Origin of the sequence: Streptomyces sp. NPDC052225, assembly GCF_040679615.1 — a bacterium.
In the GTDB taxonomy this organism is placed as follows: Bacteria; Actinomycetota; Actinomycetes; order Streptomycetales; family Streptomycetaceae; genus Streptomyces.
In genome coordinates this window covers 13557-38214 of record NZ_JBFAVD010000021.1, presented here as the reverse complement: position 1 = coordinate 38214, position 24658 = coordinate 13557, and the positions used below count along the sequence as shown (strand labels likewise).

Sequence of the window (24658 nt, the reverse complement as noted above, 5' to 3'; positions counted from 1 at the left end):
CCGTCCCCTCCAGCTCACCGCGTCCGGCACCGGTCACCGGGGCGGCTGCCCGCAGTATCCAGCACTACGGAGCCGCGCAACACGGTGTTCACGATCACACCACGCTCCCGACGCTTTTTGGCCCGTCGGGACCGACTGTTTCCGTACCCAGAGTGCGGGTGCGTCCACACACCGCCTCCACTTTCTCCGTTCCGCTCCCCCGTCTCCTAACCAGGCAGCGCCAGCTCGAACCACACCGTTTTCCCGCCCGCCCCGCCCGTCCCGTCGCGCGGGGCGGGCCGGGTGCCCCAGCGGCGGGAGGTGAGCGCGACCAGTTGCAGGCCACGGCCGCCTTCGTCGTCGGCGCCGGCGGCGCGGGCGCGGGGCGGGTCGGGCAGCGGGTCGGAGACCTCGACGAGGAGGGCGGCGCGCGGGCCCGTGCGGCGTACGAGGCGGACGCCGATGGGGCCCGACGCGTGCCGCAGGGAATTGGTGACCAGCTCGCTGACCAGCAGCGCCGTCACATCGGCGAGTTCGTCCAGGCACCAGCTCGCCAGTTGCGCGCGGACGGCGGCGCGGGCTCTGCGGACGGCCGTCGGGTCGGCGGGGAAGGCCCACTCGGCGCTGTCGCCTTCGGTGTGGAGCACTCCGATCACTTCCCTGGCCGCCGCGATTGGCTCTGCCGGCACTCGGTTCAGCTGTCCCGGTTTCAGAGGGTTAATCGGGATATACCCGGGCACAGTGGAGTGCTATCGCATCAGTGGGTGCGTGGTGGCACGGACGGCGTAGGGGTGGTTCGCGGGGGTCACGGGGCGCGCACCGTCTCCTTGACGGCGGGGACGTCCTGATCGAGCCAGTCCACCGACCAGATCTCGTCGGGGGCGAGCCAGCGCAGCTCGTCGTGGTCCTCAAGGGGAAGGGGGTCGCCGGAGCGCAGGTCACAGCGCCAGACCCGCAGCACGTACCCCGGTTTCAGGGGCCATTCGCCCGGCACCCGCCCGACCGGCTCGGCCTCCACGCCGAGCTCTTCGCGCAGCTCGCGCACGAGGGCCCGCTCGGGGCTCTCGCCGGGTTCGACCTTGCCGCCGGGCAGCTCCCAGCGCCCCGCGAGCTCGGGGGGCGCACTCCGTCGCGCGGCGAGCAGGCGCCCGCCGGTGTCGTACAGGGCCGCGGCGACCACGACCACGATCGGTTCCGTCATGTGCGGGAGCCTACGGCTCCGCGTCAGTTGACCGTTCCGTTGCTCCCCGGCGCCGGAGTCTGTCCGAGCCGCTCCACCCAGTAGAGCTGTTTGTGGCCCCGGTCATCGAGGCTGTCGGCGATCCGCTGGGCTTCCGCCCTGGTCGCGTACCTGCCGACGCGATAGCGGTTGCCGTTGTCGTCCTGGCGGATGACAAGCCACGGAAGTGTGGTCGTGCTGTCCGTCATCGCCCCCCGGCCCTCCCTCGTCGCCCCGGCTCCAACTCGCATCGCGCCCCACCCCCTGATCCTGAGGAAACCGCAATCCGCATATGCCCGAGCCTACGCCTGACCTTTACGGAGCGGATACGCATTGGCACAAAGAGGTACGCAACAAGCCACGGAAGGGACACCGGGTGGACACGGCGAGGGGGCGCATCCGCATGGATGCGCCCCCTGTCCCCCAGTGGTGCGGTCTCAGCTCGCCCGTACCGTCGGGATCGGCATCAGGACCGGCTCGCCGGTGGGCTTCTTCGTGCACACGTCGCCGCACTCCGCGTCCAGCGAGCAGCACAGCGAGCAGATCGGCCCCGACTGCACGGGGCAGTCGGCGATGTCCGGGAGTTCGTACGCGGTCTCGCAGACGCTGCACTCGTGGGTCGCGGTGACGTCCTCGATCTCGACGCCGGGACCGTTCACCGGGTTCGGCCGGGCCAGGTAGTACTTGCCCTTCGTGGCCCAGGCGATGAGCGGGCACAGGATCAGCGCGAGACCTGCGGCGATGAACGTCGAGAAGGCTTCCGCGTACGCGCCGAAGAGCCCGAAGAAGGCGAGGATCGAGACGGTCGACGCGATCACCATCGAGCCGAATCCCGCCGGGTTCACGGCGTACAGGTACGCCCGCTTGAACTCGATGTACTTGGGGCTCCAGCCCACCCGCTTGTTGATGACGAGGTCGGCGGCGACGGCCGCGATCCAGGCGATGCCCACGTTCGAGTAGAAGCCGAGCAGCTTGTTCAGCGCGGCGAACATGTTCATCTCCATCAGCGTCAGCGCGATGGCGAGGTTGAGGAAGATGTACCAGACCCGGCCCGGGTGCTTGTGCGTCACGCGGGAGAAGAAGTTCGACCACGACAGCGAGCCGCTGTAGGCGTTGGTGACATTGATCTTGATCTGCGACACGACGACGAAGAGCGCGGCGGCGGGCAGGGCGACCGAGCCGAGCCACGGCTTGAGCGCCTCGACCTGCGGTGCGATCGGTTCGAGGGCGTGGGTCTTGCCGACCGCCTCGAGGGCGACGAAGGCGAGGAGCGCGCCGCCGATCTGCTTGGCGGCGCCGATGATCACCCAGCCGGGACCGGCGGCGAGAACGGCCAGATTCCATCGCTTGCGGTTGGCCTCGGTCCTGGCCGGCATGAAGCGCAGGTAGTCGGCCTGCTCGCCGATCTGCGCGATGAGCGAGAGCGCGACGCCCGTACCGAGCCCGAAACCGATCCAGTCGAAGCCGCTGCCCGCGCCTTCCGTGCCGCCGAAGTGCGTGAAGTCCCCGAAGGAACCGGGCGAGTTGAAGGCCAGGACGACGAAGGGCAGGACCAGACCGATCAGCCAGACGGGCTGCGTCCACGCCTGCACCTTGGCGAGCGCACCCATCCCGCGGAACACGATCGGGATGACGATGAGCGTCGTCAGCAGATACCCGACGGGCAGCGGAAGACCGACGACCTCGTGCATGGCCTGCGCCATGATCGAGCCTTCGAGGGCGAAGAAGATGAAGGTGAACGACGCGTAGATCAGCGAGGTCAGCGTCGAGCCGAAGTAGCCGAAGCCCGCGCCGCGCGTGATCAGGTCCATGTCCAGGCCGTACTTGGCGCAGGCCCGGGCGATCGGTATGCCGGTCACGAAGATGATCGTCGCCGCGCAGAGGATCGACGCGAAGCCGCTGGTGAACCCGTACGTGAAGACGATCGAGGCGCCGATCGCGAAGTCCGCGAGGTAGGCGATGCCGCCGAGCGCCGTGGAGGCGACCATGGTCGGCGACCAGCGGCGGTAGGAGTGCGGGGCGTACCGCAGCGAGAAGTCCTCGCGGGACTCGTCCGCGGCGAGCTTGGCGTAACTGCGCTTGGGTTCCCGGCCGTGGGGCGGCTCGGGCGCCGCCGGGTCGGCGGTGGGCAGAGCGGTCTCTGTCATCGTCGGCTTCCCGTTCGTCCATCGTTCAGCGGTATACCGGTACGGTCGGTACGCCTCAGGAAGGTAGGAGCCGTGCATGACAATCTGTTGCAGCGGAGGATTGCCTGGGGGTTACGGGAGTTGATCCCGCGTTAACTCCGGATCACGACGGCCGGACGGCGGGGTCCGGGTATCGGTCTCGCGGCCTCACTTCCGGCCTCATTTGACCGGCAGGTGGTATGCGATGCGGTAGCGGTCGGCGGGGACCACGACGTCGGCCGTCTCGACCGGTCTGCCCGACGCGAAGAACGTCCGGTGGATGACGAGGACGACATGGCCGGGCACACCGCCGAGCGCGCTCAACTCCTCGGCGAGGCCGGGGCGGGCGGCCACTTCCTCCGTCACGTTGTCCACGATCACGTCGATCGCGGCCATGCGCTCGACCACGCCGCAGCCGCCGAGCGGGCCCTCCTCGGGGAGCATCACGGGGGTGCGCCCGGTGACCGCGAGGGGCTCCCAGGAGGTGGCGAGCATCATCGCCTCGCCCGCGTCCCGGTACACGTACTTGGTGCGCATCACGCGGTCGCCCGCGCGGATGTCGAGCCGCTCGGCGATCCCCGCGTCGGCCTCGGCCTGCTCGCTGCGCGACTCCCAGGTGCCGCGCGCCGCCGGGTCGGACTGCTCCTGGCGGAACGGGGTGGAGCCGCTGCTCGTCCGGTATCCGGAGCGGGCGACGCGGCGCGGCACGGGGCGCTCACGGACGTACGTGCCCGATCCCGAGCGGCCCTCGACGAGCCCCTCGGCCATCAGGACCTTGCGGGCCTCCAGGGCGACCGTGTCCGAAACCCCGTACTCCTCACGGATCTTGGCCTGGGAGGGGAGGCGGGTGTGCGGCGGCAGCGAGCCACTGACGATCTTCTTGCGGAGATCACCCGCGACGCGCAGGTACGCCGGCTGCTCACCGAATGTCACTGATTGTTCCCCTCGCTCCCCGCGGATTCCTCACCACACGCCCCATCTGATTGACAGACAGCAACAGCGTGGCAACCGTGGGTTGAGGTGTGCAAGCAAAGGCCAGAGAATCACTCGAAGTGATGACATGCGCCCGCTCAGGTCTTTACGCAGGGACTTTCTCCAGGTAGTGCGCCATTCACACATCGAATCCCGCATCGGCCGCGCGTACGATTCCGGCGCCGCCGACGGACGGCTCGTCGGCTGTCCGCGCCCGGCTTTCGGCGCCCGGCTGTCTACGCTCTCCCCATGACCGCCCTCCCGGACTGCTACTGCCCCACCGACGGCACCCGCGTCCCCGCCGGCTCCCTCGACTGGTGCTGCCCGGTCTGCCGTGGCCCGCTCGACCTCGACTACTCGCCCACCCCCGCGACCCTCAAGTCCCTGTCCGGGCGCGTGAGTTCCCTGTGGCGCTACGCGGAGTGCCTGCCGCTGCCCGTGCCCGACTGCACGCTCGGCGAGGGCCGTACGCCGCTCGTGCCGCTCACCGGCACCGTCTCGGCGAAGCTCGACTTCCTCATGCCGACGCTGTCGTTCAAGGACCGCGGCGCCGTGCTGCTGGCCGCGCTCGCCGCCCGCCTGAAACCCGGCCATGTCCTCGCGGACAGCAGCGGCAACGCGGGCACGGCCGTCGCCGCGTACTGCGCACGCGCCGGACTCCCGTGCACCGTCTACGTCCCCGAGGCAACCTCCGCCAAGAAGCTGGAGCAGATCCGCGCCCACGGCGCCCGCCTCGTCGTGGTCCCCGGCGACCGCGAGACGACCGCGCGGGAGGCCCGCGCGGCGGCCGACGCACCGGACGTCTTCTATGCCAGCCACGTCCACAACCCGTACTTCCTGCACGGCACGAAGACCTACGTCCATGAACTCTGGGAGGACCTCGGCGGCCGGCTGCCCGACGCCCTGGTCGTCCCCGTGGGCAACGGCACGCTGCTCCTCGGCGCGGCCCTCGCCGTCACCGAACTGCACACGGCGGGCCTCATCGACCGCCGCCCCGCGCTGCACGCCGTCCAGGCCGCGGCGGTCGCCCCACTGGCCGAGGCCTGGCGGGCCGGCGCGGACGACCTCGTCGGCACCACGCCCATGGCCCCCACCTTCGCCGAGGGCATCGCGATCCCCCGCCCGGCGCGGGCCCGCCAGATCCTGCGCGCGGTACGGGAATCGGGCGGCGCCTTCCACACGGTGACGGAGGACCAGATCCGCCACGCCCAGCGCGATCTGGCCTCCCGCGGCCTGTACGTGGAGTCGACGGGCGTCGCCTGCTGGGCCGCGACCCGCGAGGGCACCCCGCTCGCCGCGACCCTGAACGGCCGCAGCGCGGTGGTGCCGTTGTGCGGGGCGGGCGTGAAGACGGGGCTCGCCGGGGGCGCCTAGGGGCTGCTCCTGGTCGCCCGGGCGGCCCCGTCCCCGGCGCGCATGCCGAGCCGGGGACGGAGCAGCCCGCACGCTCGGTCCGTGAGCACCTCGAGACACCCGAACGCCCTGCGATCCCCGAGATCCCCCAGCCGCCCCCGTACCGTTCTCGCCGTATCCGCCCTCGTCCTCACCGCGACGCTCGTGCCGCACCCCGGCACCCCGCGCGCGTCCGCCGCCCCGCCCGGCTGCGCGGCCTCGTCCCCCGGCTGGACCCTGTCGACCCGCGCCCCGGCCGCCCTGGAGCAGCACCCGTACGCCGGGAACGGATATCTCGGCGTGCGCGTCCCGCCCGTCGGCGCCGGGTACGTGCCGCCCTCCGGCGACGACGCGAAGGCGAAGACCGGCTGGCCGCTCTACACCCCGCCCTACGACGGCGCCTTCGTCTCCGGCCTCTACGGGCGCGGCCCCGCCGGCACCGCCCACCGCGAGGCGATCGCCGCGCTGCCGAACTGGACGGGCCTGGAGGTGAGCGCGGGCGGCGAGACGTACGGGCCCCGCAGCCGCACCACCGGCTACCGCCAGAGCCTCGACCTGCGCTGCGGCATCGTCCGCACCACGCTGACCTGGGTGCACCGGGACGGCCGCCGCACCGACCTGGCGTACGAGGTGCTCGCCGACCGCGCCGACCCGCACGTCGGAGCGGTACGCCTGCGCGTCACACCGCACTGGTCCGGCACCGTCACCGTCACCGACCGCATCGACGGCCGCGGCGCCCGCCGTATCGCCCCGGCCGGCAGCGGCCCCGCGGGCAAGCGCACCACCGCGGTCGGCTTCACGACGGACGGCTCGCGCACCGCGGGCACGGTCGCCTCCACCCTCCGCTCCCCCGGCCGCACCCACCCGGCCCACCGCGCCGCCGGCACCCTGAGCAGCGCCCAGTCCGCCGACTTCCGGGCCACGGCCGGCTCCCGGTACGACGTCGTCAAGTACGTCGGCGTCGACACCGCGCTGACCTCCCGCACCCCGCACGACGACGCCGTGGGCGCCTCGCAGCGGGCGGCGGCGGCCGGCTGGGACACGCTCATCGCCCAACACGGCACGGCCTGGCGGGAGTTGTGGACCTCGGACATCGTGCTCCCCGGCCGTCCCGAGCTCCAGGCGCAGGTCCGCGCCGCCCAGTACGGGCTGCTCGCGTCGCTGCGCGCCGGCGCCCGCGACAGCATCGCGCCGACCGGCCTGAGCAGCGACAACTATGCGGGCATGGTGTTCTGGGACGCCGAGACGTGGATGTTCCCCTCGCTCCTCGCCACCCGCCCGAAGCTGGCCGAGCCGGTCCTCGCGTACCGCTACCGCACCCGCGCCGCGGCCGCCCGCAACGCCCGCAAGACGTCCGTCCAGGGCCTCATGTACCCCTGGACGAGCGCGAGTTCGGGCCACCTCTGGACGGAATGCCAGAGCTGGTACCCGCCCCACTGCCTCATCCAGAACCACCTCCAGGGTGACATCGCCCTCGCCGCGTGGCAGTACTACCAGGCCACCGGCGACCGCACCTGGCTGCGCGAACAGGGCTGGCCGCTCCTCAAGGGCCTTGCCACGTACTGGAGTTCACGCGTGACGCAGAACGCGTCCGACGGCACGTACTCCATCAAGGACGTCGCAGGGCCCGACGAGTACAGCAACGGCGTCGACGACGGCGTCTACACGAACGCGGTCGCGGCGACGTCGCTGCGCGCCGCCACGAAGGCGGCGCGCCTCGTCGGTGAACGGCCTTCGCCCACGTGGGACCGGATCGCCGCGCGCCTGCGCATCCCGTACGACCCACGCCGCAAGGTCTTTCTCCAGTACGCCGGTTACGACATCGAGCACGCCGCCGACATCAAGCAGGCGGACGCGGTACTGCTCCTGTACCCCTTGGACTGGCGCCCGATGCCGAAGGGCGCGGCCGCGGCCACGCTCGACTACTACGCGGCGCACACCGACCGCGACGGCCCCGCGATGACCGACTCCGTGCACGCGGTCGCCGCGGCGGCGACCGACGAGCCGGGCTGCTCCGCGTACACCTTCCTGGAACGGGCTTCGCGCCCCTTCTTCCGGGGCCCGTTCGGTACGTTCTCGGAGTCGCGCGGCGCGAAGGCGGGCGCGGGCGACGCGCTCGCGGGCTCCCCCGCGCAGGACTTCCTCACCGGCAAGGGCGGCTTCCTCCAGGTGTTCACACACGGCCTGACGGGCCTGCGGCTGCGCGACGACGCGGCGATCACCCTGAACCCGACGCTGCCGCCCCAGCTCTCAACAGGCGTCATCCTCAAGGGACTTCACTGGCGCGACCGCGTCTACGACATCGAGATCGGCCCGCACCGCACACGGGTCCGCCTGACCGCGGGCACGCCCTTCACGGCCGTCACGCCCGACGGCACCCGGCACACGGTCACCTCCACCGGCCTGACCCTCCCCACCCGCCGCCCCGACCTCACCCCGACCACGGACGCGGCCCGCTGCCGCCCGGCGACGGCGACGTCCGAGGACCCCGGCCAGTACGCGGGCGCGGCCGTCGACGGCAACCCCGCCACGACCTGGCTCCCGTCCCGCGCGGGCGCCGCACTGACGGTGGACCTGGGCACGGCGCGCCCCTTGTCCCGGGTGACGGTGACGGGCGCACACGCGTACCGGATCGAGACGTCACCGGACGGCCGCCGCTGGACGCGGTTCACGGCGGGCGCGGAGGGACGGTACGTGCGGCTCACGCAGACGGGCCCGTCGGCGGAGCCGGTGGGCGAATTGGGGGTGGAGACCCGGTAGGGGCCCGGGCTAGGGTCGACCCCGTGACTGCCGGGTCGGCCTTGAGCCATGTACGAGTGGGGGTCCCGGCCCCGGCGTGATCCCGGGGCGGGCGAGAGGCCCGCCGTTCCTCCGTGTCCTCGCAGCCCGCACCAGCTCACACCGGACCGGAGACCTTCCCTTGATGCCCTCTGCCCAGCCGTCGCCGTCATCGGCCACGACCGTCCAGCTCAACCACACCGCCGTCTACGCGAGCGACCGCCACCTGTCCGCGGAGTTCCTCGCGGTGGTCCTCGGCCTGGAGGTCGGCGCGCCGTTCGGCCCGTTCCTGCCCGTCGACCTCGGCAACGGCGTCACCCTCGACTACTACGAGAAGCGCGACGAGCCGATCCAGTCCCAGCACTACGCGTTCCTCGTACCGGAGGACCGCTTCGACGCGATGATCGCCCGCCTGGAGGCGCTCGGCGTCACCTACTACGCCGACCCCGGCCACACCGACCCCGGCCGGGTCAACGACCTGTTCGGCGGCCGCGGCGCCTACTTCGCCGACCCGGACGGCCACAACATGGAGATCATGACGCGTCCGTACGCACGCTGACGGGCGGTCAGTCCCCGACGACGGGGCGCACCGGTGACAGGAACGGGTCGAGCCGCTCAGGCAGTTCGGCGAGGCCCTGGTACGTCGACGGAGCGGCCGTCGGGCATGGCCGGGTCGATGTGCCAGCTGATGATGCGCCTGGGGTGGATGCGGATGATCTCGGGGGCGGACGCCCCCGAAGGACCGGGCGGGTCGTCCACGGTGAGCGTCTCGGCGTGGCCACGGATCTCCACTCCGCGACCCATGCCCGGCTTGATCGCGTCAGGACCGGCGGGTGTCATGTCGTCGACGACGAAGCTCACCCGCGGGTTGGCCCGGACGTTGCGCCAGCGCTGGGTGCGGGCCACCCACGGCCCGCCGAGGTCGACGGTCCCGTCCGGGTTGAGGCGGAATCCCAGCGGGCGCGCCTGTGGCGTCCCGTCGGGTCCGACGGTGGCCAGTCGGCCCATGGGCTGGGAGTCGAGGTAGGCGCGCTCGGCGTCGTTGAACGGCATGGGGGTTCCACTCCTTCTTCGTCGTACGAGATGTCCGGCCGCGCCTGCCCGCACTACATCGCGTCGAACAGGCCGGCCGCCTTGCCGATGACCCGGATCGCGGCTTCCAGCTCCTCGGGCGGGACGTCCGCCATCGCCTCCTGCCACCGGCGGCGCCACCGCTCCCGGGCCTCCGCAGCCATGGCGGCGCCCTGGTCCGTGAGGACGATCTGCATGGCGCGCCGGTCGGTGAGGCTGCGCTCCCGCCGGATCACGCCCTTGGCTTCGAGGCTGTCCAGCATTCCGGTCATGGTCGCCGGGGTGACGTCCGCGTAGTCGGCCAGCTGCCGTGCGGTGGCCTGTCCCACTTCGGCCAGCCCGTCCAGCGCGCGCAGTTGAGTACCGGAGAGGTCCCCGCCGACGGCCTGCTCGCGCCCTCGCTTGCGCCGGAACGCCGCGAACAACTCGGCGACGGCTCGCTCCACCCGTTCGACTTCGCTCATGCACGGGATCTTAACAGTTCGGAGCCTAATAATATCCCTATCGACCATCCGGAACAATAATGTATGGTTCCAAACTATTGGGTCGAGCGGCGAACAGCCGACGCGGAGGCTCGTACGACCCCGCCACGTTCGCCGGCCTGTCGAGCTGCCACCCCGCCGCCGGAACCGCCTTGATGAGCGAGTGGCTCACCGGCACGGCCGAACGTTCCCGCGCTGCCGCAGCCGTCGTTGCCGACGAGTGGGCGGCGGCCCCGGCTCCCCCCGGACGTCTGGCGCAGCACGTCTTCCTGGCCCTGGACGGCGCGGGCCTCCTCTTCTACGCGCAGTGGACCAGCGACGACGCACATCTGGCGTGGGCCCGCGCCCACCGGGGCGACATCGTCAGCCGCGTCGACACGATCGTCCCCGGCATCGAGCGCCCCGGACTGCACCGAACCCGGTTCCACCGCAGCGTGATCCACGACGGCGAACGCCCCGCCGGCGTCATCGCGGTGCGCACGACGGGCGCGGATGCCATCGAAGACACGCTCATGGCGCGGCCGGGCATGCTCGCCGCGCACGTCCATCTGACGCCTGACGGTCAGCGCGCGCACATCATCACGGAATGGGCCGATGCCCCCTCGTACGAAGAAGCCCGGACGGCCCGGCCCGGCTTCACGGGCTACGCACTCCACCGCGCGCTCGTCGACCGCCCGTACCAGGTCACTCCTCCCGGCACCGGACAACACAAAGGGCCCGACCCCGAAGAGCCGGACCCCATCTGACCTGCATGTGTGCGAGATCAGCGATGTGGTGAAAGGTCAGCCGCTACACGTTGAAGCGGAACTCCACCACATCCCCGTCCTGCATCACATACTCCTTGCCCTCCATACGCGCCTTGCCCGCAGAGCGCGCCTCCGCGACCGAGCCCGTCTCCACCAGGTCGGCGAAGGAGATGACCTCCGCCTTGATGAAGCCCTTCTGGAAGTCGGTGTGGATGACGCCGGCCGCCTCGGGGGCCGTCGCGCCCTTCTTGATGGTCCAGGCGCGGGACTCCTTGGGGCCTGCCGTGAGGTAGGTCTGGAGGCCCAGGGTGTCGAAGCCGACGCGGGCGAGGGTCGCGAGGCCCGGCTCCTCGGCGCCGACGGACTGGAGGAGCTCCATGGCGTCCTCCTCGTCGAGCTCGGCGAGGTCCTGCTCCAGCTTGGCGTTGAGGAAGATCGCCTCGGCGGGAGCGACCAGGGCGCGCTGCTCGGCCTTGAAGTCGTCGTCCGTCAGCTCGTCCTCGTCCACGTTGAAGACGTAGAGGAAGGGCTTGGTGGTGAGGAGGTGCAGGTCGTGGAGGAGTTCCTCGTTGCCGGAGCCCTGGACGATGCCCTGCGAGAAGAGCGTGTCGCCCTTTTCGAGGATCTCCTTGGCCGCCTCGACCGCCGCCACCTTCGGGGCGATGTCCTTCTTGATGCGCGACTCCTTCTGGAGGCGCGGCAGGACCTTCTCGATGGTCTGGAGGTCGGCGAGGATCAGCTCGGTGTTGATCGTCTCGATGTCGTCCTTGGGCGAGACCTTGCCGTCGACGTGCACGACGTTCTCGTCCTTGAAGGCGCGGATGACCTGGCAGATCGCGTCCGACTCACGGATGTTCGCCAGGAACTTGTTGCCCAGGCCCTCGCCCTCGCTCGCGCCGCGCACGATGCCCGCGATGTCGACGAAGTCGACCGTGGCCGGGAGGATCTTCTGGGAGCTGAAGATCTCCGCCAGCTTGGTGAGGCGGGTGTCGGGGACGCCCACGACTCCGACGTTGGGCTCGATCGTGGCGAACGGGTAGTTGGCCGCGAGCACGTCGTTCTTGGTCAGGGCGTTGAACAGGGTCGACTTGCCGACATTCGGCAGACCGACGATTCCGATCGTGAGCGACACGTTGCGACTTCCCGTACAAGAGGTGAGGTGTGGGCGATCCCCCAGTCTACGGCCTCGGCGCCCCGGCGCCGGCGCCGCCGGTGACGTATCGAACACCCGACCCAACCTCAGTCAAGCTCGTCCAAAGCGCGTGTCCCGCGGCCTATTCCGCACATAAGCCCACCTATGTTGGGCCTGTGGAGCAACCCAGGACGCGTCCCGCGCAATCCCGACCCCGCCGCCCGGCCCCTCTTCCGCCGCAGGCGCAGGGCGGGGCATCCGGCGAGCGTGCCGCCGCCCCCGCGGAGTCCGCCACCGTCTACCGGGCCGCGGGCAAGGCCCGCAGGCCGGTGCCGCCCGTCGTGCAGGCGCTGCGCCGCTTCCCCAACCCGCGGCTCACGGGTCTGGGCAGCGGGCTGTTCTGCGCCGGCACGATGCTGGTGCTCGGGCTGCTCGACGGGCTGCTTCTCGGAGGCTCGGCCGCCGTGTACGGGGTGCTGTTCCTGCTGGTCAGCGGGCTTACCGCGGGATGGGTACGAAAGGCCGACCTGGTGACGGCGCCCATCGTCGTACCGATCGCGTTCGCCGTCGGGGCGGCGCCGATCTCCGACGGCGCCGGCGGGTTCGGCGCCCGCGTGATGGGTGTCGTGACGGCCCTCGCCATGAACGCGGGCTGGCTGTACGGAGGCACGCTCGTCGCCGGTGTCGTGGTGATCGTGCGCAAGGTGCGGCTGATGGCCCGGCGGGCGGCGCAGCGGCGGGCCGGTCAGGTGCCGCCCGCGAAGAAGGCTCCTCAGCCGCGCCGCCGTACCGCGTAATCAGCCGCGCGACGCCGTCATCGCCGCTCCCACGATCCCCGCGTTGTTCTGCAACTGCGCCGGGACGATCTCCGCCTTGACCTGACCGCTCTCCTCGATCAGCGGCAGGAACTTCTGCGCCTTGCGGCTGACGCCGCCGCCGATGATGAACAGCTCCGGCGAGAACAGCATCTCCACGTGCGCCAGGTACTTGGTGACGCGCTTGGCCCAGTGCTCCCAGCTCAGGTCGTGGTCCTCCTTGGCCTTCGTGGAGGCGCGCCGCTCGGCGTCGTGACCGTCGAGCTCCAGGTGACCGAGTTCGGTGTTGCGGACGAGGACGCCGTCGCTGAAGAGGGCCGAGCCGATGCCCGTACCGAAGGTGAGCAGCAGGACGGTGCCCTTGCGGTCGCGCCCCGCGCCGAACTGCATCTCGGCGACGCCCGCCGCGTCCGCGTCGTTGAGGATCGTGACCGGCAGGCCGCCGAGCTTCTCGCTGAGCAGGGCGCGGGCGTCCACGTCGATCCAGCTCTTGTCGACATTGGCCGCGGTACGGATCGTCGAGCCGCCGGTGACCACGCCCGGGAAGGTGATACCGACCCGGTCGCAGCCGCCCGCGAAGTGCTCGACGACCTCTTTGACGCCGTCGGCCACCGCGTCGGGGGTGGCCGGGTGCGGTGTAAGGACCTTGAACCGCTCCTGCGCGAGATCCCCGCGCTCCAGGTCTACCGGAGCGCCCTTGATCCCGGATCCGCCGATGTCCACGCCGAAGATCTGCATGACTCCACGCTACGACGTGACACGGGCGGTCACTTCCCGGAGGTGCGCTCCTCGATGAGGGCGGCGGCCTCGGCGCGCAGGTCGCGGCGGAGTTCCTTGGGCAGCGAGAAGGTGAGCGTCTCGTCGGCGGTCTTCACGATCTCGACGTCGCCGTAGCCCTTCTCCGAGAGCCAGGCCAGGACCTCCTCGACCAGCACGTCCGGCACGGAGGCACCGGAGGAGACGCCGACCGTGGAGACGCCGTCCAGCCACGCCTCGTCGATCTCGCTCGCGAAGTCCACCAGGTGGGCCGCGGGGCAGCCGGCCTGCTGGGCGACGTCCACCATCCGCTGGGAGTTGGAGGAGTTCTTCGAGCCGACGACGATCACCAGGTCGGACTGGGCGGCCAGTTCCTTGATGGCCGTCTGCCGGTTCTGGGTGGCGTAGCAGATGTCGTCCGAGGGGGGCGAGATGAGACCGGGGAACTTGGCCTTCAGGGCGTCCACGGTCTCCATCGTCTCGTCGACGGAGAGGGTGGTCTGGGAGAGCCAGACGACCCGCTCAGGGTCCCTGACCTCGACGTTCGCGACGTCCTCGGGGCCGTCGACGAGCTGGATGTGGTCCGGCGCCTCGCCCGAGGTGCCGATGACCTCCTCGTGGCCCTCGTGGCCGATGAGGAGGATGTCGAAGTCGTCATTGGCGAACCGGACGGCTTCCTTGTGGACCTTGGTGACCAGCGGGCAGGTCGCGTCGATGGTGGCGAGCTGCCCCTGGCGGGCCTCGTCGTGCACGGAGGGCGCGACGCCGTGCGCGGAGAACATCACGATGTTGCCGGCCGGGACCTCGGTGGCCTGGTCGACGAAGATCGCGCCCTTCTTCTCCAGGGTCTGCACGACGTACTTGTTGTGCACGATCTCGTGGCGGACATAGATCGGGGCCCCGTACTGCTCCAGGGCTTTCTCGACGGCGATCACGGCACGGTCCACACCGGCGCAGTAGCCCCGGGGGGCGGCGAGCAGGACACGGCGGGAGCCAGTCGTAGCAGTCATGGGTCCCATCGTAAGGCCGACCCCAGGAGGCCAAAGATCCCCCGCCCGTGAAGACTGGGGGCCTGCGTGATCACGCCGTCAACGGAGGACCGATGTCCGCACCATCCACCCCCGACGCCACCGGCGAGGTCCCCGACGGTTCGCTCCGCCGCGACCTCGGCTTCCGTGACCTCGTCGTCTACGGGCTTCTGTTCATCGCCCCGATGGCGCCCGTCGGCGTCTTCGGCACCCTGGACGCCAAGTCGCACGGCGCCGTCGCGCTCGTCTACATCGTGGCGACGGTCGCGATGGCGTTCACCGCATTCAGCTACGCGCAGATGGTGCGGGTCGCTCCGCGCGCGGGCTCTGTGTACGCCTACGCGCGCGTGGGGCTCGGCAAGGGGCCGGGCTTCATCGCGGGCTGGATGGCGATGCTGGACTATCTGCTCATCCCCGCGGTGGCGTACCTCTTCTCCGGGATCGCGATGAACTCGCTGGTCCCGTCGGTCTCGCGGTGGGTGTGGACGGCGCTCGCGGTGGTCATCACGACACTGCTCAACCTGTGGGGCGTGCGCGCGGCGGCCCGGGTCGGCTTCGCGGTCCTGGCCCTGGAGATCGTGGTGCTGCTCGTCTTCATCGTGTCGGCGATCGTGATCCTCGCCCGGGACGGGGCGCAGCGCGGCTGGCTGTCGCCGCTGTCGGGCGACGGGACGCAGGGCGCGTTCGCGCTGTCGGCGGTGATCGGCGCGGTGTCCATCGCCGTCCTGTCGTATCTGGGCTTCGACGCGATCGCGACGTTCGCGGAGGAGGTCACGGGCGGCTCGGCGAAGGTGGCGCGGGCCGTGCTGTTCTGCCTGGCGCTGACCGGTGTCCTGTTCGTGGCGCAGACGTACCTGGTGGCGCTCCTGGAGCCGACGACGTCGGCGCAGCTCGCGAAGGATCCCGGGTTGCAGGGCTCGGCGTTCTACGACGCGGTCGACGCGTCCGTCGGCGGCTGGCTGCACGACCTGGTGGCGGTGAGCAAGGCGATCGGGGCGGCGTTCGCGGCCCTCGCCGGGCAGGCCGCGGCGGGCCGGCTGCTGTTCGCGATGGCCCGCGACCGCCGCCTGCCGAAGGCCCTGTCCCGTACGAACTCGGGCGTGCCGCGGCCCGCGCTGCTCATCGCCGCGCTGATCACGCTGGTCGCGGCGGTGTGGGCGGCCAGCCGCGACGACGGGATGGACCACCTGGTCTCGGTCGTCGACATCGGCGCCCTGACCGCCTTCACGCTGCTGCACGCGAGCGTGGTCGGGTACTTCGCCGTACGGCGCCGGGGCGGGCCCGTGATCTGGTGGCGGCACATCCTGGTCCCCGTCGTCGGCGCGGCGATCACTGTCGCGGTGATCGTGGAGGCGTCCGGGGCCGCGCAGGTCGTGGGCGCGATCTGGCTGGTGGTGGGGCTCGTGGTGCTGCTGGTGCAGAACCGCCGGGGCATCGCGGACTCCGCTCCGGCGGCGGAGCACTCCTCGTAGACGCCTCAGCCCTCGTGCTGCCCGCGGCGTCTGCGTGACCACAGCGTCAGGGTGGTGCCGGTGCCGGCGAGGACGGCGGCGACTCCCGAGAGCAGCCACAGGGCGCGGCCTGTGCCGGTGTTCGCCAGTTCGCCGCCGGTGGGCGTGGGCCGGGGGGCCGGTGGTGTGGTGGCCGGCCCCGGGGACGACGGGGTCGGGCTCGGCTGCGGGGTGCTCGTGGACGGCGAGGGCGTCGGCTCCGTGGTGGTCTGCGACGGGCTCGGGGTGGGGGTCGCCGTCGACGGCATGGTGTCGCCGCACTCCAGGCTCGCGTCGAACGGGAAGTAGTGGATCTCCCCGGCGTTCACGTACTGCTGGGTGACGGGGCTGACCGGCCCGGCGATCAGCTCCTTCACGATGACGTCGCCCTCGATGTTGGAGGGGTCGAGGTCGGTGAGCCGGGCGCGCGGCGCGAAGATCGTGCCCTCGACGGTGTCGCCGTCCGCGATCGTGATGTCGGTGGCGTCGGGGAAGTCCCACAGCATGTACGGGGCCTGCGCGCCGGAGACGCCCGCGAGGGTCGGCGTGTGCCAGGTGAACTGCGAACCGGTGCCGGTGGTGTCGACCACGACGAGCAGCGGGGTGTCGGCTGACGGCTGGTCGTCGAAGGTGAGCGTGCCGATGTTGTCGAGCTGCTCGCCCGTCAGGCGCAGCACATTGGTCTGCCCGCTCCGAAGGGAGATCCGCACCTGCCCGCCGGGCGTGATGTCCTCGGGACCGGACAGCACGGTGCCGCCGCCGTCGCGCAGTTCTACGGTGCCGGCGCACTCGGCCATGGTGTCGGCGCGGGTGCGGTAGGTGCTGAACAGCGAGGCGAAGTCCATGGGGCGCTGCCCGACGGAGGCCGCGGACTGGGTGGTGGTGAGTTCGATGCGGGGCGTGGCGTCGTAGGCCGCGCCGGTGGCGTCGATGTGGGTGTGGACGGTCGCGCCGTTGGTGTCCGTGTTCAGGACCTGGCTGCCGCTGAGGTCGCCGATCTTGACGTAGCCGTCGCGCAGGACCTTGAGGACGCCGTCCTGGGCACTGTCGGTGTAGTTGATCCTGCCGCCGACGATGAGGGCGGTGGGGCTGCTGTCGCCGGGGGCGGTGTACGTGCCGGTGTCGTTGAGGGCGACGTTGTAGCCCGGGCCGATGGTGAGGTCGCCGCCGATCGCGACGGGCCCCTCGGACTCGGTGGAGCCGAGGGTGGCGTCGCCCTCGGTGACGACGCCGAATCCGTTGCTCCCCTCGACGGGGTTGCCGATGGTGACGGTGTCGCGGGCCACGGCGGCGCCGGCCGGGGCCCCGGACAGGGCGGTGACCGCGGCGGTGCAGACGACGCAGCCGGCGGCCAACGTGATCCCTTTTGTCAGTTTTGTCGCTCTTGTCATGAAAGGAAGTTAAAACCGCGCACCGTTCCCACGGTGGCGCGCCACGCCCCGCCCCGGGCCGGACCACCCCCAGGACCTCCGGCGATGTCGGTCCCGGCGACTACCCTCACGGCATGGCTGCCAACACGTCCCCGGACGCCCCCCTCCCCGTAGGCGAGGTCTCCCGTCTCATCGGCGGGTGGATCGACCGGCTCGGCGCGGTGTGGGTCGAGGGGCAGATCACGCAGTTGTCGCGCAGGCCCGGCGCCGGTGTCGTGTTCCTGACGCTGCGCGATCCGTCGTACGACATCTCGGTCTCGGTCACCTGCTACCGGCAGGTGTTCGACGCGGTGGCGGACGTGGTGCGCGAGGGCTCACGGGTCGTCGTGCACGCGAAGCCGGAGTGGTACGCGCCGCGCGGTCAGTTGTCGCTGCGCGCCGCCGAGATCAAGCCGGTCGGCGTCGGTGAACTCCTCGCGCGGCTCGAGCAGTTGAAGAAGTCGCTGGCCGCGGAGGGGCTCTTCGCGGCCGACCGCAAGAAGCCGCTGCCGTTCCTGCCGCAGCTCATCGGGCTCGTCTGCGGCCGCGCCTCGGCGGCCGAGCGCGACGTCCTGGAGAACGCGCGGCACCGCTGGCCCGCCGTCCGCTTCGAGGTGCGCAACGTACCGGTACAGGGTGTCCATGCGGTGACCCAGGTCGTCCAGGCGGTCAAGGATCTGGACGCGATGGAGGACGTGGACGTCATCGTCGTCGCGCGCGGCGGCGGCAGCGTGGAGGACCTGCTCCCGTTCTCCGACGAGCAGCTCGTACGGGCCGTGGCCTCCTGCCGTACGCCCGTCGTCTCGGCGATCGGCCACGAGCCGGACAACCCGCTCCTCGACCACGTCGCCGACCTGCGCGCCTCCACCCCGACGGACGCCGCGAAGAAGGTCGTGCCGGACGTCGGCGAGGAGTACGAGCGGGTGCGCTTCCTGCGGGACCGGGCGCGGCGCAGCGTGGAGGCGTTCATCGACCGGGAGGAGCGGGGGCTCGCCTCGGCGCTCGCCCGGCCGTCGATAGAGGACCCGCACCGCATGATCGACGAGCGCGAGCAGCAGATCGCGGCGCTGGCCGAGCGCAGTCGCCGCACCCTCGGCCATCTCCTGGACCGGGCCGACTCCGAGCTGACCCACACGCACGCGCGCGTGGTCGCCCTCTCCCCCGCGGCCACGCTCAAGCGTGGCTACGCGGTGCTGCAGAAGGCGGACGGCCACGTGGTGCGGGCACCGGACGAGGCGGAGCCCGGGGAGCGGCTGCGCGCCCGGGTCGCCGAGGGCGAGTTCAGCGTAGAAGTGACCGAGAACGAAGCGTGAGGACGGACAGCAGCATGGCCACGAAGACGGCGGACGAAGCACTCGGCTACGAGCAGGCGCGGGACGAACTGATCGATGTCGTACGGCGGTTGGAGGCCGGCGGCACGACACTGGAGGAGTCACTCGCCCTGTGGGAGCGCGGCGAGGAGCTGGCGAAGGTGTGCCGGCGCTGGCTGGACGGGGCGCGGGCCCGGCTCGACGCGGCGCTCGCGCAGGACGCCGAGGGGGAGGACGCGGAGGACGCCCCCGACGAAGAGGAGTGAGCGGGGGTGAACAGGGTCACTCAGGGGTTTGTTGAAAGTTGAACCTCATCGGCGTACTGTCGTGACGGTCGGCCGGTCACCTGACCGTGCCGGCGGTTCGTATCGAAGTCGTACCGAGAAGGTTGATCGATGTCTCTCGTTCTTGACCCCGCCGCTCAGGACCTGCTCTTCCGCGAGGCCCGCACCGCGAACACGTTCACCGACGAGCCGGTGACCGACGAGCAGGTTCAGGCGATCTACGACCTGGTCAAGTACGGCCCGACCGCCTTCAACCAGTCGCCGCTGCGCATCACCCTGGTCCGCTCCGCCGAGGCCCGCGAGCGCCTCGTGAAGCACATGGCCGAGGGCAACCAGCCGAAGACCGCGTCGGCCCCGCTGGTCGCGATCCTCTCCGCGGACAACGAGTTCCACGAGGAGCTCCCGCAGCTCTTCCCGCACTTCCCGGCCGCCAAGGACGCCTTCTTCTCCGAGCGCCCGGTCCGCGAGGGCGCCGCCGCGCTGAACGCGACGCTCCAGGCCGCCTACTTCATCATCGGCGTCCGCGCCGCAGGCCTGGCCGCGGGCCCGATGACCGGCCTCGACTTCGCCGGCGTCCAGAAGGAGTTCCTGGACGACGACCACACCCCGCTGATGGTCATCAACATCGGCAAGCCGGGCGAGGACGCCTGGTTCCCGCGCTCCCCGCGCCTTGAGCTCGACCAGGTCATCACCACCGTCTGAGCCGCACCGCGTACGTGAAGAGGGGCTCCCGGCAACTGTGCCGGGAGCCCCTCTTCCGTATGCGTGGGGGCGGTCAGGCCGCCGTCGACTTCTTCATCTTCAGGGCGTCGGCCATCTCCGCCAGGCCGTCGAAGCCGGCGGTGCCGGTGACCACCGTCGTCGAGCCGTTCTTCTCCAGCACCAGGGCGTCGTACTTCTCGCCCTTGTAGCGCCGCCACGTCTCGCCCGCGATCCGCTGCGTGCGGCCCGTCTTCTCCGCGCCCTGGCTCGCCTCGTCGATGAAGCGGGACGGGCGGTCCGTCGACTGCTCGACGGCGACGTACTGGCCGTCGGGGTCGAGGAAGCCCAGGTGCCAGGACTCGTTCGACTCGCCCTGGTAGCGCACGGACGTCGGCTTCCACGCCTTCGGCAGGCCCTCGGGAGCGGCCACCGGGTACGACGCCGCACGGCGGGCCGTCAGCAGCTCGATCCTGTAGTCCACGCGCTTGATCGGCGTCTTCTGCGACTCGTCGTGCGGGACGAAGACGTAGATCACGCCGGCCGCGACGACGCAGGCACCGAGGGAGAGGACGAGACTCCCGACCGTTTTCTTGCCGTTTCTAGCTGCCACGCGCTCCATCGTCGCAGGTCGCCCGATGATCTCCGCCGGGAGGTCCGGAAACGTACGGTCTGACATGCACTCGCCCGCTCATCCGTGGGGCGGTCTGCTCAGATTGTCGGACTGGCGATAGAGTCAGCCCCATCAACCCTCATCCGGCCGTCGTCGTATCCCGGTGAAATCCGGAACAGAAAGGTGCGTCTCGATGACCGAGCATCACCAGCTTCCGTCCGAACTCGAGGTCCCCTCCGAGGCCCCCGACCGCAACCTCGCCCTGGAGCTCGTCCGGGTCACCGAAGCGGCGGCGATGGCCGCGGGCCGCTGGGTCGGCCGCGGCGACAAGAACGGGGCGGACGGTGCGGCCGTCCGCGCCATGCGCACGCTCGTCTCCACCGTGTCGATGGACGGTGTCGTCGTCATCGGCGAGGGCGAGAAGGACGAGGCCCCGATGCTCTTCAACGGGGAGCGGGTGGGGGACGGCACCGGCGCCGAGTGCGACATCGCCGTCGACCCGATCGACGGCACGACGCTGACCGCGAAGGGCATGCCGAACGCGGTGGCCGTGCTCGCCGCCGCCGACCGCGGCACGATGTTCGACCCGTCCGCCGTCTTCTACATGGACAAGCTGGCCGCCGGCCCCGAGGCCGCGGACTACGTCGACATCAACGCCCCGGTGGCCGTGAACATCCGCCGCGTCGCCAAGGCGAAGAAGGCCTCCCCCGAGGACGTCACCGTCGTCATCCTCGACCGGCCGCGCCACGAGGGCATCATCAAGGAGGTCCGCGAGGCCGGCGCCCGGATCAAGCTGATCTCCGACGGCGACGTCGCGGGCTCGATCCTCGCCGTCCAGGAGGAGAGCGGCGTCGACCTGCTGCTCGGCATCGGCGGCACCCCCGAGGGCATCATCTCGGCCTGCGCGATCAAGTGCCTCGGCGGCGTGATCCAGGGCAAGCTGTGGCCGAAGGACGACGAGGAGCGCCGGCGCGCGATCGACGCCGGGCACGACCTGGACCGGGTCCTGTCCACGGACGACCTGGTCTCCGGCGAGAACGTCTTCTTCGTCGCCACCGGCATCACCGACGGCGAACTGCTTCCCGGCGTGCGCTACGGCTCCGAGCGCGCCCACACCTCGTCCCTCGTGATGCGCTCCAAGTCCGGCACGATCCGCCGCATCGACTCCACGCACCGGCTGAGCAAGCTGCGCGCGTACAGCTCGATCGACTTCGAGCGCGCCAAGTAGCCTTTGACCGTACGCAGTTGAGGGCGCCCCGCGCATCGCGGGGCGCCCTCGGCACACGTCCTAACCGGCCGCCGCTATGGTGTGCGCCGCCGTCTTCAGTTCCACGTCACGGCGCCGCCGCCGGGCGAGGACGACGCGGCGCTCGGCCGCGGTGAGGCCGCCCCACACCCCGTACGGCTCCGGCTGGACCAGGGCGTGCTCACGGCATTCGACCATCACGGGGCAGCGGGCGCAGACCCGCTTGGCCGCCTCTTCGCGCGCGAGGCGCGCGGCGGTGGGTTCCTTGGAAGGGGCGAAGAAGAGGCCCGCCTCGTCGCGCCTGCACACGGCCTCCGTGTGCCACGGTGCGTCCTGATCCCTGTCCTTCAGCGGCACCCGCTGCTGCGGAACAGTGGCGACCTGCAGGGACTGATGCGGCGGATGCAGCACGGTCTACTCCTGACGACGGCTTACGACGGCTTTCGCGAGCGAGAGACGATGCAGCAAGCTCTACCCGCTGTGTCGACGCCTATGCACTGAGTTCCGAAGCACGGGAGTTCGCCGCGGCATACGGGAGTTCGTCGCCGGAGTGTGCCCTTCGGGCCGGCCTCAGCCCAGGTGCTTGCGCAGGTGCTTGTGCAGATCGCGGATGATGCGGCCGCGCTTGGGCTTCGCCTCGATGTTGCCCAGGACCGCGACGCCGTCCACGTAGACGACGGGGGCCTCGGGCTCGGCCGCGTCGAGCGTGTCCACCTCGAAGTTGCCGAGGACGCCGCCGCCGCTGCCGCGCAGCGAGATGTTCTCGGGGACGGTGATCTCCACGTTCCCGAAGACGGAGACGGCCTTGATGTAGACCTGCGGGTACTCGAAGATCGCCTCGCTGAGGTCGATCTCCACGTTGCCGAACACGGCGTACGCGTGCGTGCGGCGGCCCACCCGCCAGCGCCCCCTGCGGGTGGTGCTGCTGAACACCGCCACCAGGTTCTCGCCGGGCAGCGGCGGGATGGTGCCGGGCGCCGGCTGGTTCGGCGGCGGCCCGTGCGGGACCGCGGCGCGCGGGGTGTGGGCGCCGGGCAAGTCCCGCACCAGCGGCTCCAGTTCACCCACGGTCTTGGCGCGGTAGACCCCCTCGATCCGCTCGGCGTGCTCCTCCGCGTCGAGCCGGCCCTCGGCGAGCGCCTCGCGCAGGATGTCCGCGACACGGTCCCGGTCGGCGTCGGACGCGCGCAGGTCGGCGGGGTCCGCGGCGGGAGCGGTCGGCTGGGGGTGCTTGTGAAGGTCCACGGACAGCAGCGTACCGAAACGCGATAGATCGCGACAGGGCCCCGGACCGCGAACTGAGCCTTACCTCACAGATCCGGCCCGCCCGCCAGGTTCTACGCTGGTTGACGCTGCCAACGGATGCCAGCTGCTACCCGGCCGAAAGAGGAATGGGCGAGATGCCTGAGTTCGCGTACACCGATCTGCTCCCCCAGGGCGAGGACACCACCCCGTACCGCCTGGTGACCTCGGAGGGCGTCTCCACCGCCGAGGGGCCGGACGGCCGTACGTTCCTGAAGGTCGAGCCGGAGGCGCTGCGCAAGCTCGCCGAAGAGGCGATCCACGACATCCAGCACTACCTGCGCCCGGCCCACCTCGCGCAGCTGCGCCGTATCGTCGACGACCCCGAGGCGTCGAACAACGACAAGTTCGTGGCGCTCGACCTGCTGAAGAACGCGAACATCGCGGCGGCCGGCGTGCTCCCGATGTGCCAGGACACCGGCACCGCGATCGTCATGGGCAAGCGCGGCCAGAACGTGCTCACCGAGGGCCAGGACGAGAAGGCGCTCTCCAAGGGCATCTACGACGCCTACAAGAACCTGAACCTGCGGTACTCGCAGATGGCGCCGCTGACCATGTGGGACGAGAAGAACACCGGCTCGAACCTGCCCGCGCAGATCGAGCTGTACGCGACCGACGGCGGCGCCTACAAGTTCCTCTTCATGGCGAAGGGCGGCGGCTCGGCCAACAAGTCGTTCCTCTACCAGGAGACGAAGGCCGTCCTGAACGAGTCCTCCATGATGAAGTTCCTGGAGGAGAAGATCCGTTCACTCGGTACGGCCGCGTGCCCGCCGTACCACCTCGCGATCGTCGTCGGCGGCACGTCCGCCGAGTACGCGCTGAAGACCGCCAAGTACGCCTCCGCGCACTACCTGGACGAGATTCCGTCCGAGGGCTCGGAGCTCGGCCACGGCTTCCGTGACAAGGAGCTGGAGGAGAAGGTCTTCGAGCTGACGCAGAAGATCGGCATCGGCGCGCAGTTCGGCGGCAAGTACTTCTGCCACGACGTGCGGGTCGTCCGGCTTCCGCGGCACGGCGCCTCCTGCCCCGTCGCCATCGCCGTCTCCTGCTCGGCCGACCGCCAGGCCGTCGCGAAGATCACCGCCGAGGGCGTCTTCCTGGAGCAGCTGGAGACGGACCCGGCGCGCTTCCTGCCGGAGACGACGGACGAGCACCTGGAAGAGGGCGATGTCGTGAACATCGACCTGAACCAGCCGATGGACGCGATCCGCGCCGAGCTGACCAAGTACCCGGTCAAGACCCGGCTCTCGCTGACCGGTTCGCTGGTCGTGGCCCGCGACATCGCGCACGCCAGGATCAAGGCGCGGCTCGACGCCGGCGAGGACATGCCGCAGTACATGAAGGACCACCCGGTCTACTACGCGGGCCCGGCCAAGACCCCCGAGGGGTACGCGTCCGGCTCCTTCGGCCCGACGACGGCCGGCCGCATGGACAGCTACGTCGAGCAGTTCCAGGCCGCGGGCGGCTCGATGGTGATGCTCGCCAAGGGCAACCGCTCGCAGCAGGTCACCGACGCGTGCGACACGCACGGCGGCTTCTACCTCGGCTCCATCGGCGGTCCCGCCGCCCGCCTCGCCCAGGACTGCATCAGGAAGATCGAGGTCCTGGACAACGAGGAGGACGGCATGGAGGCCGTCTGGAAGATCGAGGTCGAGAACTTCCCGGCGTTCATCGTCGTCGACGACAAGGGCAACGACTTCTTCCAGAACCCGGCGCCCGAGCCGACGTTCACGCACATCCCGGTGCGCCAGGGCTCGCAGCTGTCGTAGC

At 70.9% G+C, this 24658-nt stretch carries 25 protein-coding genes; 11 read left to right on the top strand and 14 right to left on the bottom strand.

From position 1 onward, the window contains the following. Positions 1-206: 206 nt before the first annotated feature. The 5 genes from AB0L37_RS27100 to AB0L37_RS27080 form a co-directional block, all read right to left on the bottom strand. The gene (locus tag AB0L37_RS27100) at positions 207-635 is read right to left on the bottom strand and encodes an ATP-binding protein (protein WP_365510895.1); all 429 of its coding nucleotides are present in this window, start codon (positions 633-635) and stop codon (positions 207-209) included. A 149-nt stretch (positions 636-784) separates the two neighbouring features. Further along, the gene (locus AB0L37_RS27095) at positions 785-1180 is read right to left on the bottom strand and encodes a (deoxy)nucleoside triphosphate pyrophosphohydrolase (RefSeq protein ID WP_365510616.1); all 396 of its coding nucleotides are present in this window, start codon (positions 1178-1180) and stop codon (positions 785-787) included. A gap of 23 nt (positions 1181-1203) precedes the next feature. Further along, complete coding sequence (locus AB0L37_RS27090; RefSeq protein ID WP_365510613.1) at positions 1204-1407, bottom strand: SPOR domain-containing protein; 204 nt, start codon at positions 1405-1407, stop codon at positions 1204-1206. 228 nt (positions 1408-1635) lie between these two features. Further along, on the bottom strand, positions 1636-3345 hold the full coding sequence (locus AB0L37_RS27085) for a hypothetical protein (protein WP_365510610.1): 1710 nt from the start codon (positions 3343-3345) through the stop codon (positions 1636-1638). Positions 3346-3543: 198 nt separating this feature from the next. After that, entirely contained in the window at positions 3544-4296 is a 753-nt protein-coding gene (locus AB0L37_RS27080) for a GntR family transcriptional regulator (RefSeq protein WP_365510608.1), read from the bottom strand. Positions 4297-4584: 288 nt separating this feature from the next. On the opposite strand from AB0L37_RS27080, the gene AB0L37_RS27075 reads away from it, so the two are divergent. The 3 genes from AB0L37_RS27075 (at position 4585) to AB0L37_RS27065 (ending at position 9064) form a co-directional block, all read left to right on the top strand. Next, entirely contained in the window at positions 4585-5709 is a 1125-nt protein-coding gene (locus AB0L37_RS27075; protein WP_365510605.1) for a threonine synthase, read from the top strand. A gap of 183 nt (positions 5710-5892) precedes the next feature. Beyond that, positions 5893-8487 (top strand): discoidin domain-containing protein, encoded by a 2595-nt coding sequence (locus tag AB0L37_RS27070; protein WP_365510892.1) that lies wholly within the window; start codon positions 5893-5895, stop codon positions 8485-8487. A 163-nt stretch (positions 8488-8650) separates the two neighbouring features. After that, positions 8651-9064: a VOC family protein gene (locus AB0L37_RS27065; RefSeq protein WP_365510602.1), complete on the top strand. Its 414-nt coding sequence runs from the start codon at positions 8651-8653 to the stop codon at positions 9062-9064. Between the two features lie 56 nt (positions 9065-9120). Here the strand turns inward: AB0L37_RS27065 and AB0L37_RS27060 are convergent, their stop codons facing one another. Both AB0L37_RS27060 and AB0L37_RS27055 read right to left on the bottom strand, forming a co-directional pair. Next, positions 9121-9558, bottom strand: a complete 438-nt coding sequence (locus AB0L37_RS27060) for a PPOX class F420-dependent oxidoreductase (RefSeq protein WP_365510600.1) — start codon at positions 9556-9558, stop codon at positions 9121-9123. A gap of 53 nt (positions 9559-9611) precedes the next feature. Further along, the gene (locus AB0L37_RS27055) at positions 9612-10040 is read right to left on the bottom strand and encodes a MarR family transcriptional regulator (protein WP_365510598.1); all 429 of its coding nucleotides are present in this window, start codon (positions 10038-10040) and stop codon (positions 9612-9614) included. A gap of 173 nt (positions 10041-10213) precedes the next feature. Here AB0L37_RS27055 and AB0L37_RS27050 point away from each other — a divergent pair, with 173 nt between their 5' ends. Further along, positions 10214-10804 carry a hypothetical protein gene (locus AB0L37_RS27050; RefSeq protein ID WP_365510595.1) on the top strand — a complete coding sequence of 197 codons (591 nt, stop codon included), beginning with the start codon at positions 10214-10216 and terminating at the stop codon, positions 10802-10804. Positions 10805-10847: 43 nt separating this feature from the next. Here the strand turns inward: AB0L37_RS27050 and ychF are convergent, their stop codons facing one another. Beyond that, a complete protein-coding gene (gene ychF / locus AB0L37_RS27045) occupies positions 10848-11936 on the bottom strand; it encodes a redox-regulated ATPase YchF (RefSeq protein ID WP_365510592.1) in 1089 nt (362 codons plus the stop codon). 176 nt (positions 11937-12112) lie between these two features. Here ychF and AB0L37_RS27040 point away from each other — a divergent pair, with 176 nt between their 5' ends. Next, positions 12113-12733 carry a DUF6542 domain-containing protein gene (locus AB0L37_RS27040; RefSeq protein WP_365510590.1) on the top strand — a complete coding sequence of 207 codons (621 nt, stop codon included), beginning with the start codon at positions 12113-12115 and terminating at the stop codon, positions 12731-12733. Here AB0L37_RS27040 and ppgK read toward each other — a convergent pair whose 3' ends face one another. Further along, positions 12734-13489 (bottom strand): polyphosphate--glucose phosphotransferase, encoded by a 756-nt coding sequence (gene ppgK / locus AB0L37_RS27035; protein WP_365510587.1) that lies wholly within the window; start codon positions 13487-13489, stop codon positions 12734-12736. Positions 13490-13518: 29 nt separating this feature from the next. Then, positions 13519-14517: a 4-hydroxy-3-methylbut-2-enyl diphosphate reductase gene (locus AB0L37_RS27030; RefSeq protein ID WP_365510584.1), complete on the bottom strand. Its 999-nt coding sequence runs from the start codon at positions 14515-14517 to the stop codon at positions 13519-13521. 92 nt (positions 14518-14609) lie between these two features. On the opposite strand from AB0L37_RS27030, the gene AB0L37_RS27025 reads away from it, so the two are divergent. Beyond that, on the top strand, positions 14610-16007 hold the full coding sequence (locus AB0L37_RS27025; RefSeq protein WP_365510581.1) for an APC family permease: 1398 nt from the start codon (positions 14610-14612) through the stop codon (positions 16005-16007). Positions 16008-16012: 5 nt separating this feature from the next. On the opposite strand, the gene AB0L37_RS27020 is transcribed toward AB0L37_RS27025, so the two are convergent. Then, entirely contained in the window at positions 16013-17416 is a 1404-nt protein-coding gene (locus tag AB0L37_RS27020) for a choice-of-anchor A family protein (RefSeq protein ID WP_365510578.1), read from the bottom strand. A 113-nt stretch (positions 17417-17529) separates the two neighbouring features. Here AB0L37_RS27020 and xseA point away from each other — a divergent pair, with 113 nt between their 5' ends. From xseA to AB0L37_RS27005, 3 genes are all read left to right on the top strand, one after another. Next, positions 17530-18747 carry an exodeoxyribonuclease VII large subunit gene (xseA, locus tag AB0L37_RS27015; RefSeq protein WP_365510575.1) on the top strand — a complete coding sequence of 406 codons (1218 nt, stop codon included), beginning with the start codon at positions 17530-17532 and terminating at the stop codon, positions 18745-18747. A 14-nt stretch (positions 18748-18761) separates the two neighbouring features. Continuing rightward, positions 18762-19010 (top strand): exodeoxyribonuclease VII small subunit, encoded by a 249-nt coding sequence (locus AB0L37_RS27010; protein WP_365510572.1) that lies wholly within the window; start codon positions 18762-18764, stop codon positions 19008-19010. Positions 19011-19139: 129 nt separating this feature from the next. Beyond that, on the top strand, positions 19140-19730 hold the full coding sequence (locus tag AB0L37_RS27005) for a malonic semialdehyde reductase (protein ID WP_365510569.1): 591 nt from the start codon (positions 19140-19142) through the stop codon (positions 19728-19730). 73 nt (positions 19731-19803) lie between these two features. On the opposite strand, the gene AB0L37_RS27000 is transcribed toward AB0L37_RS27005, so the two are convergent. Next, a complete protein-coding gene (locus tag AB0L37_RS27000; RefSeq protein WP_365510566.1) occupies positions 19804-20340 on the bottom strand; it encodes a DUF4245 domain-containing protein in 537 nt (178 codons plus the stop codon). Positions 20341-20533: 193 nt separating this feature from the next. Here AB0L37_RS27000 and glpX point away from each other — a divergent pair, with 193 nt between their 5' ends. Continuing rightward, entirely contained in the window at positions 20534-21568 is a 1035-nt protein-coding gene (gene glpX / locus AB0L37_RS26995; protein ID WP_365510563.1) for a class II fructose-bisphosphatase, read from the top strand. Between the two features lie 60 nt (positions 21569-21628). Here glpX and AB0L37_RS26990 read toward each other — a convergent pair whose 3' ends face one another. Together AB0L37_RS26990 and AB0L37_RS26985 are read right to left on the bottom strand one after the other, a co-directional pair. Further along, positions 21629-21997: a WhiB family transcriptional regulator gene (locus AB0L37_RS26990; protein ID WP_365510560.1), complete on the bottom strand. Its 369-nt coding sequence runs from the start codon at positions 21995-21997 to the stop codon at positions 21629-21631. Positions 21998-22156: 159 nt separating this feature from the next. Further along, positions 22157-22831: a DUF1707 domain-containing protein gene (locus AB0L37_RS26985; protein ID WP_365510557.1), complete on the bottom strand. Its 675-nt coding sequence runs from the start codon at positions 22829-22831 to the stop codon at positions 22157-22159. Positions 22832-22986: 155 nt separating this feature from the next. Between AB0L37_RS26985 and AB0L37_RS26980 the strand changes: the two genes are divergently transcribed. Then, positions 22987-24657, top strand: a complete 1671-nt coding sequence (locus AB0L37_RS26980; RefSeq protein WP_365510554.1) for a fumarate hydratase — start codon at positions 22987-22989, stop codon at positions 24655-24657. The last annotated feature ends 1 nt before the right edge of the window (position 24658 follow it).

Excerpts from the sequence above, each read along its gene's own strand:
- AB0L37_RS27025 (WP_365510581.1), top strand. The coding sequence starts at position 14,610 with ATGTCCGCACCATCCACCCCCGACGCCACCGGCGAGGTCCCCGACGGT.
- AB0L37_RS27095 (WP_365510616.1), bottom strand. The coding sequence starts at position 1,180 with ATGACGGAACCGATCGTGGTCGTGGTCGCCGCGGCCCTGTACGACACC.
- AB0L37_RS27030 (WP_365510584.1), bottom strand. The coding sequence starts at position 14,517 with ATGACTGCTACGACTGGCTCCCGCCGTGTCCTGCTCGCCGCCCCCCGG.
- ppgK (WP_365510587.1), bottom strand. The coding sequence starts at position 13,489 with ATGCAGATCTTCGGCGTGGACATCGGCGGATCCGGGATCAAGGGCGCT.
- AB0L37_RS27060 (WP_365510600.1), bottom strand. The coding sequence starts at position 9,558 with ATGCCGTTCAACGACGCCGAGCGCGCCTACCTCGACTCCCAGCCCATG.
- AB0L37_RS27085 (WP_365510610.1), bottom strand. The coding sequence starts at position 3,345 with ATGACAGAGACCGCTCTGCCCACCGCCGACCCGGCGGCGCCCGAGCCG.
- AB0L37_RS27075 (WP_365510605.1), top strand. The coding sequence starts at position 4,585 with ATGACCGCCCTCCCGGACTGCTACTGCCCCACCGACGGCACCCGCGTC.
- AB0L37_RS27050 (WP_365510595.1), top strand. The coding sequence starts at position 10,214 with ATGAGCGAGTGGCTCACCGGCACGGCCGAACGTTCCCGCGCTGCCGCA.
- glpX (WP_365510563.1), top strand. The coding sequence starts at position 20,534 with ATGACCGAGCATCACCAGCTTCCGTCCGAACTCGAGGTCCCCTCCGAG.
- AB0L37_RS26980 (WP_365510554.1), top strand. The coding sequence starts at position 22,987 with ATGCCTGAGTTCGCGTACACCGATCTGCTCCCCCAGGGCGAGGACACC.
- xseA (WP_365510575.1), top strand. The coding sequence starts at position 17,530 with ATGGCTGCCAACACGTCCCCGGACGCCCCCCTCCCCGTAGGCGAGGTC.
- AB0L37_RS27090 (WP_365510613.1), bottom strand. The coding sequence starts at position 1,407 with ATGACGGACAGCACGACCACACTTCCGTGGCTTGTCATCCGCCAGGAC.
- AB0L37_RS27005 (WP_365510569.1), top strand. The coding sequence starts at position 19,140 with ATGTCTCTCGTTCTTGACCCCGCCGCTCAGGACCTGCTCTTCCGCGAG.
- AB0L37_RS27020 (WP_365510578.1), bottom strand. The coding sequence starts at position 17,416 with ATGACAAGAGCGACAAAACTGACAAAAGGGATCACGTTGGCCGCCGGC.
- AB0L37_RS27055 (WP_365510598.1), bottom strand. The coding sequence starts at position 10,040 with ATGAGCGAAGTCGAACGGGTGGAGCGAGCCGTCGCCGAGTTGTTCGCG.
- AB0L37_RS27065 (WP_365510602.1), top strand. The coding sequence starts at position 8,651 with ATGCCCTCTGCCCAGCCGTCGCCGTCATCGGCCACGACCGTCCAGCTC.
- AB0L37_RS27010 (WP_365510572.1), top strand. The coding sequence starts at position 18,762 with ATGGCCACGAAGACGGCGGACGAAGCACTCGGCTACGAGCAGGCGCGG.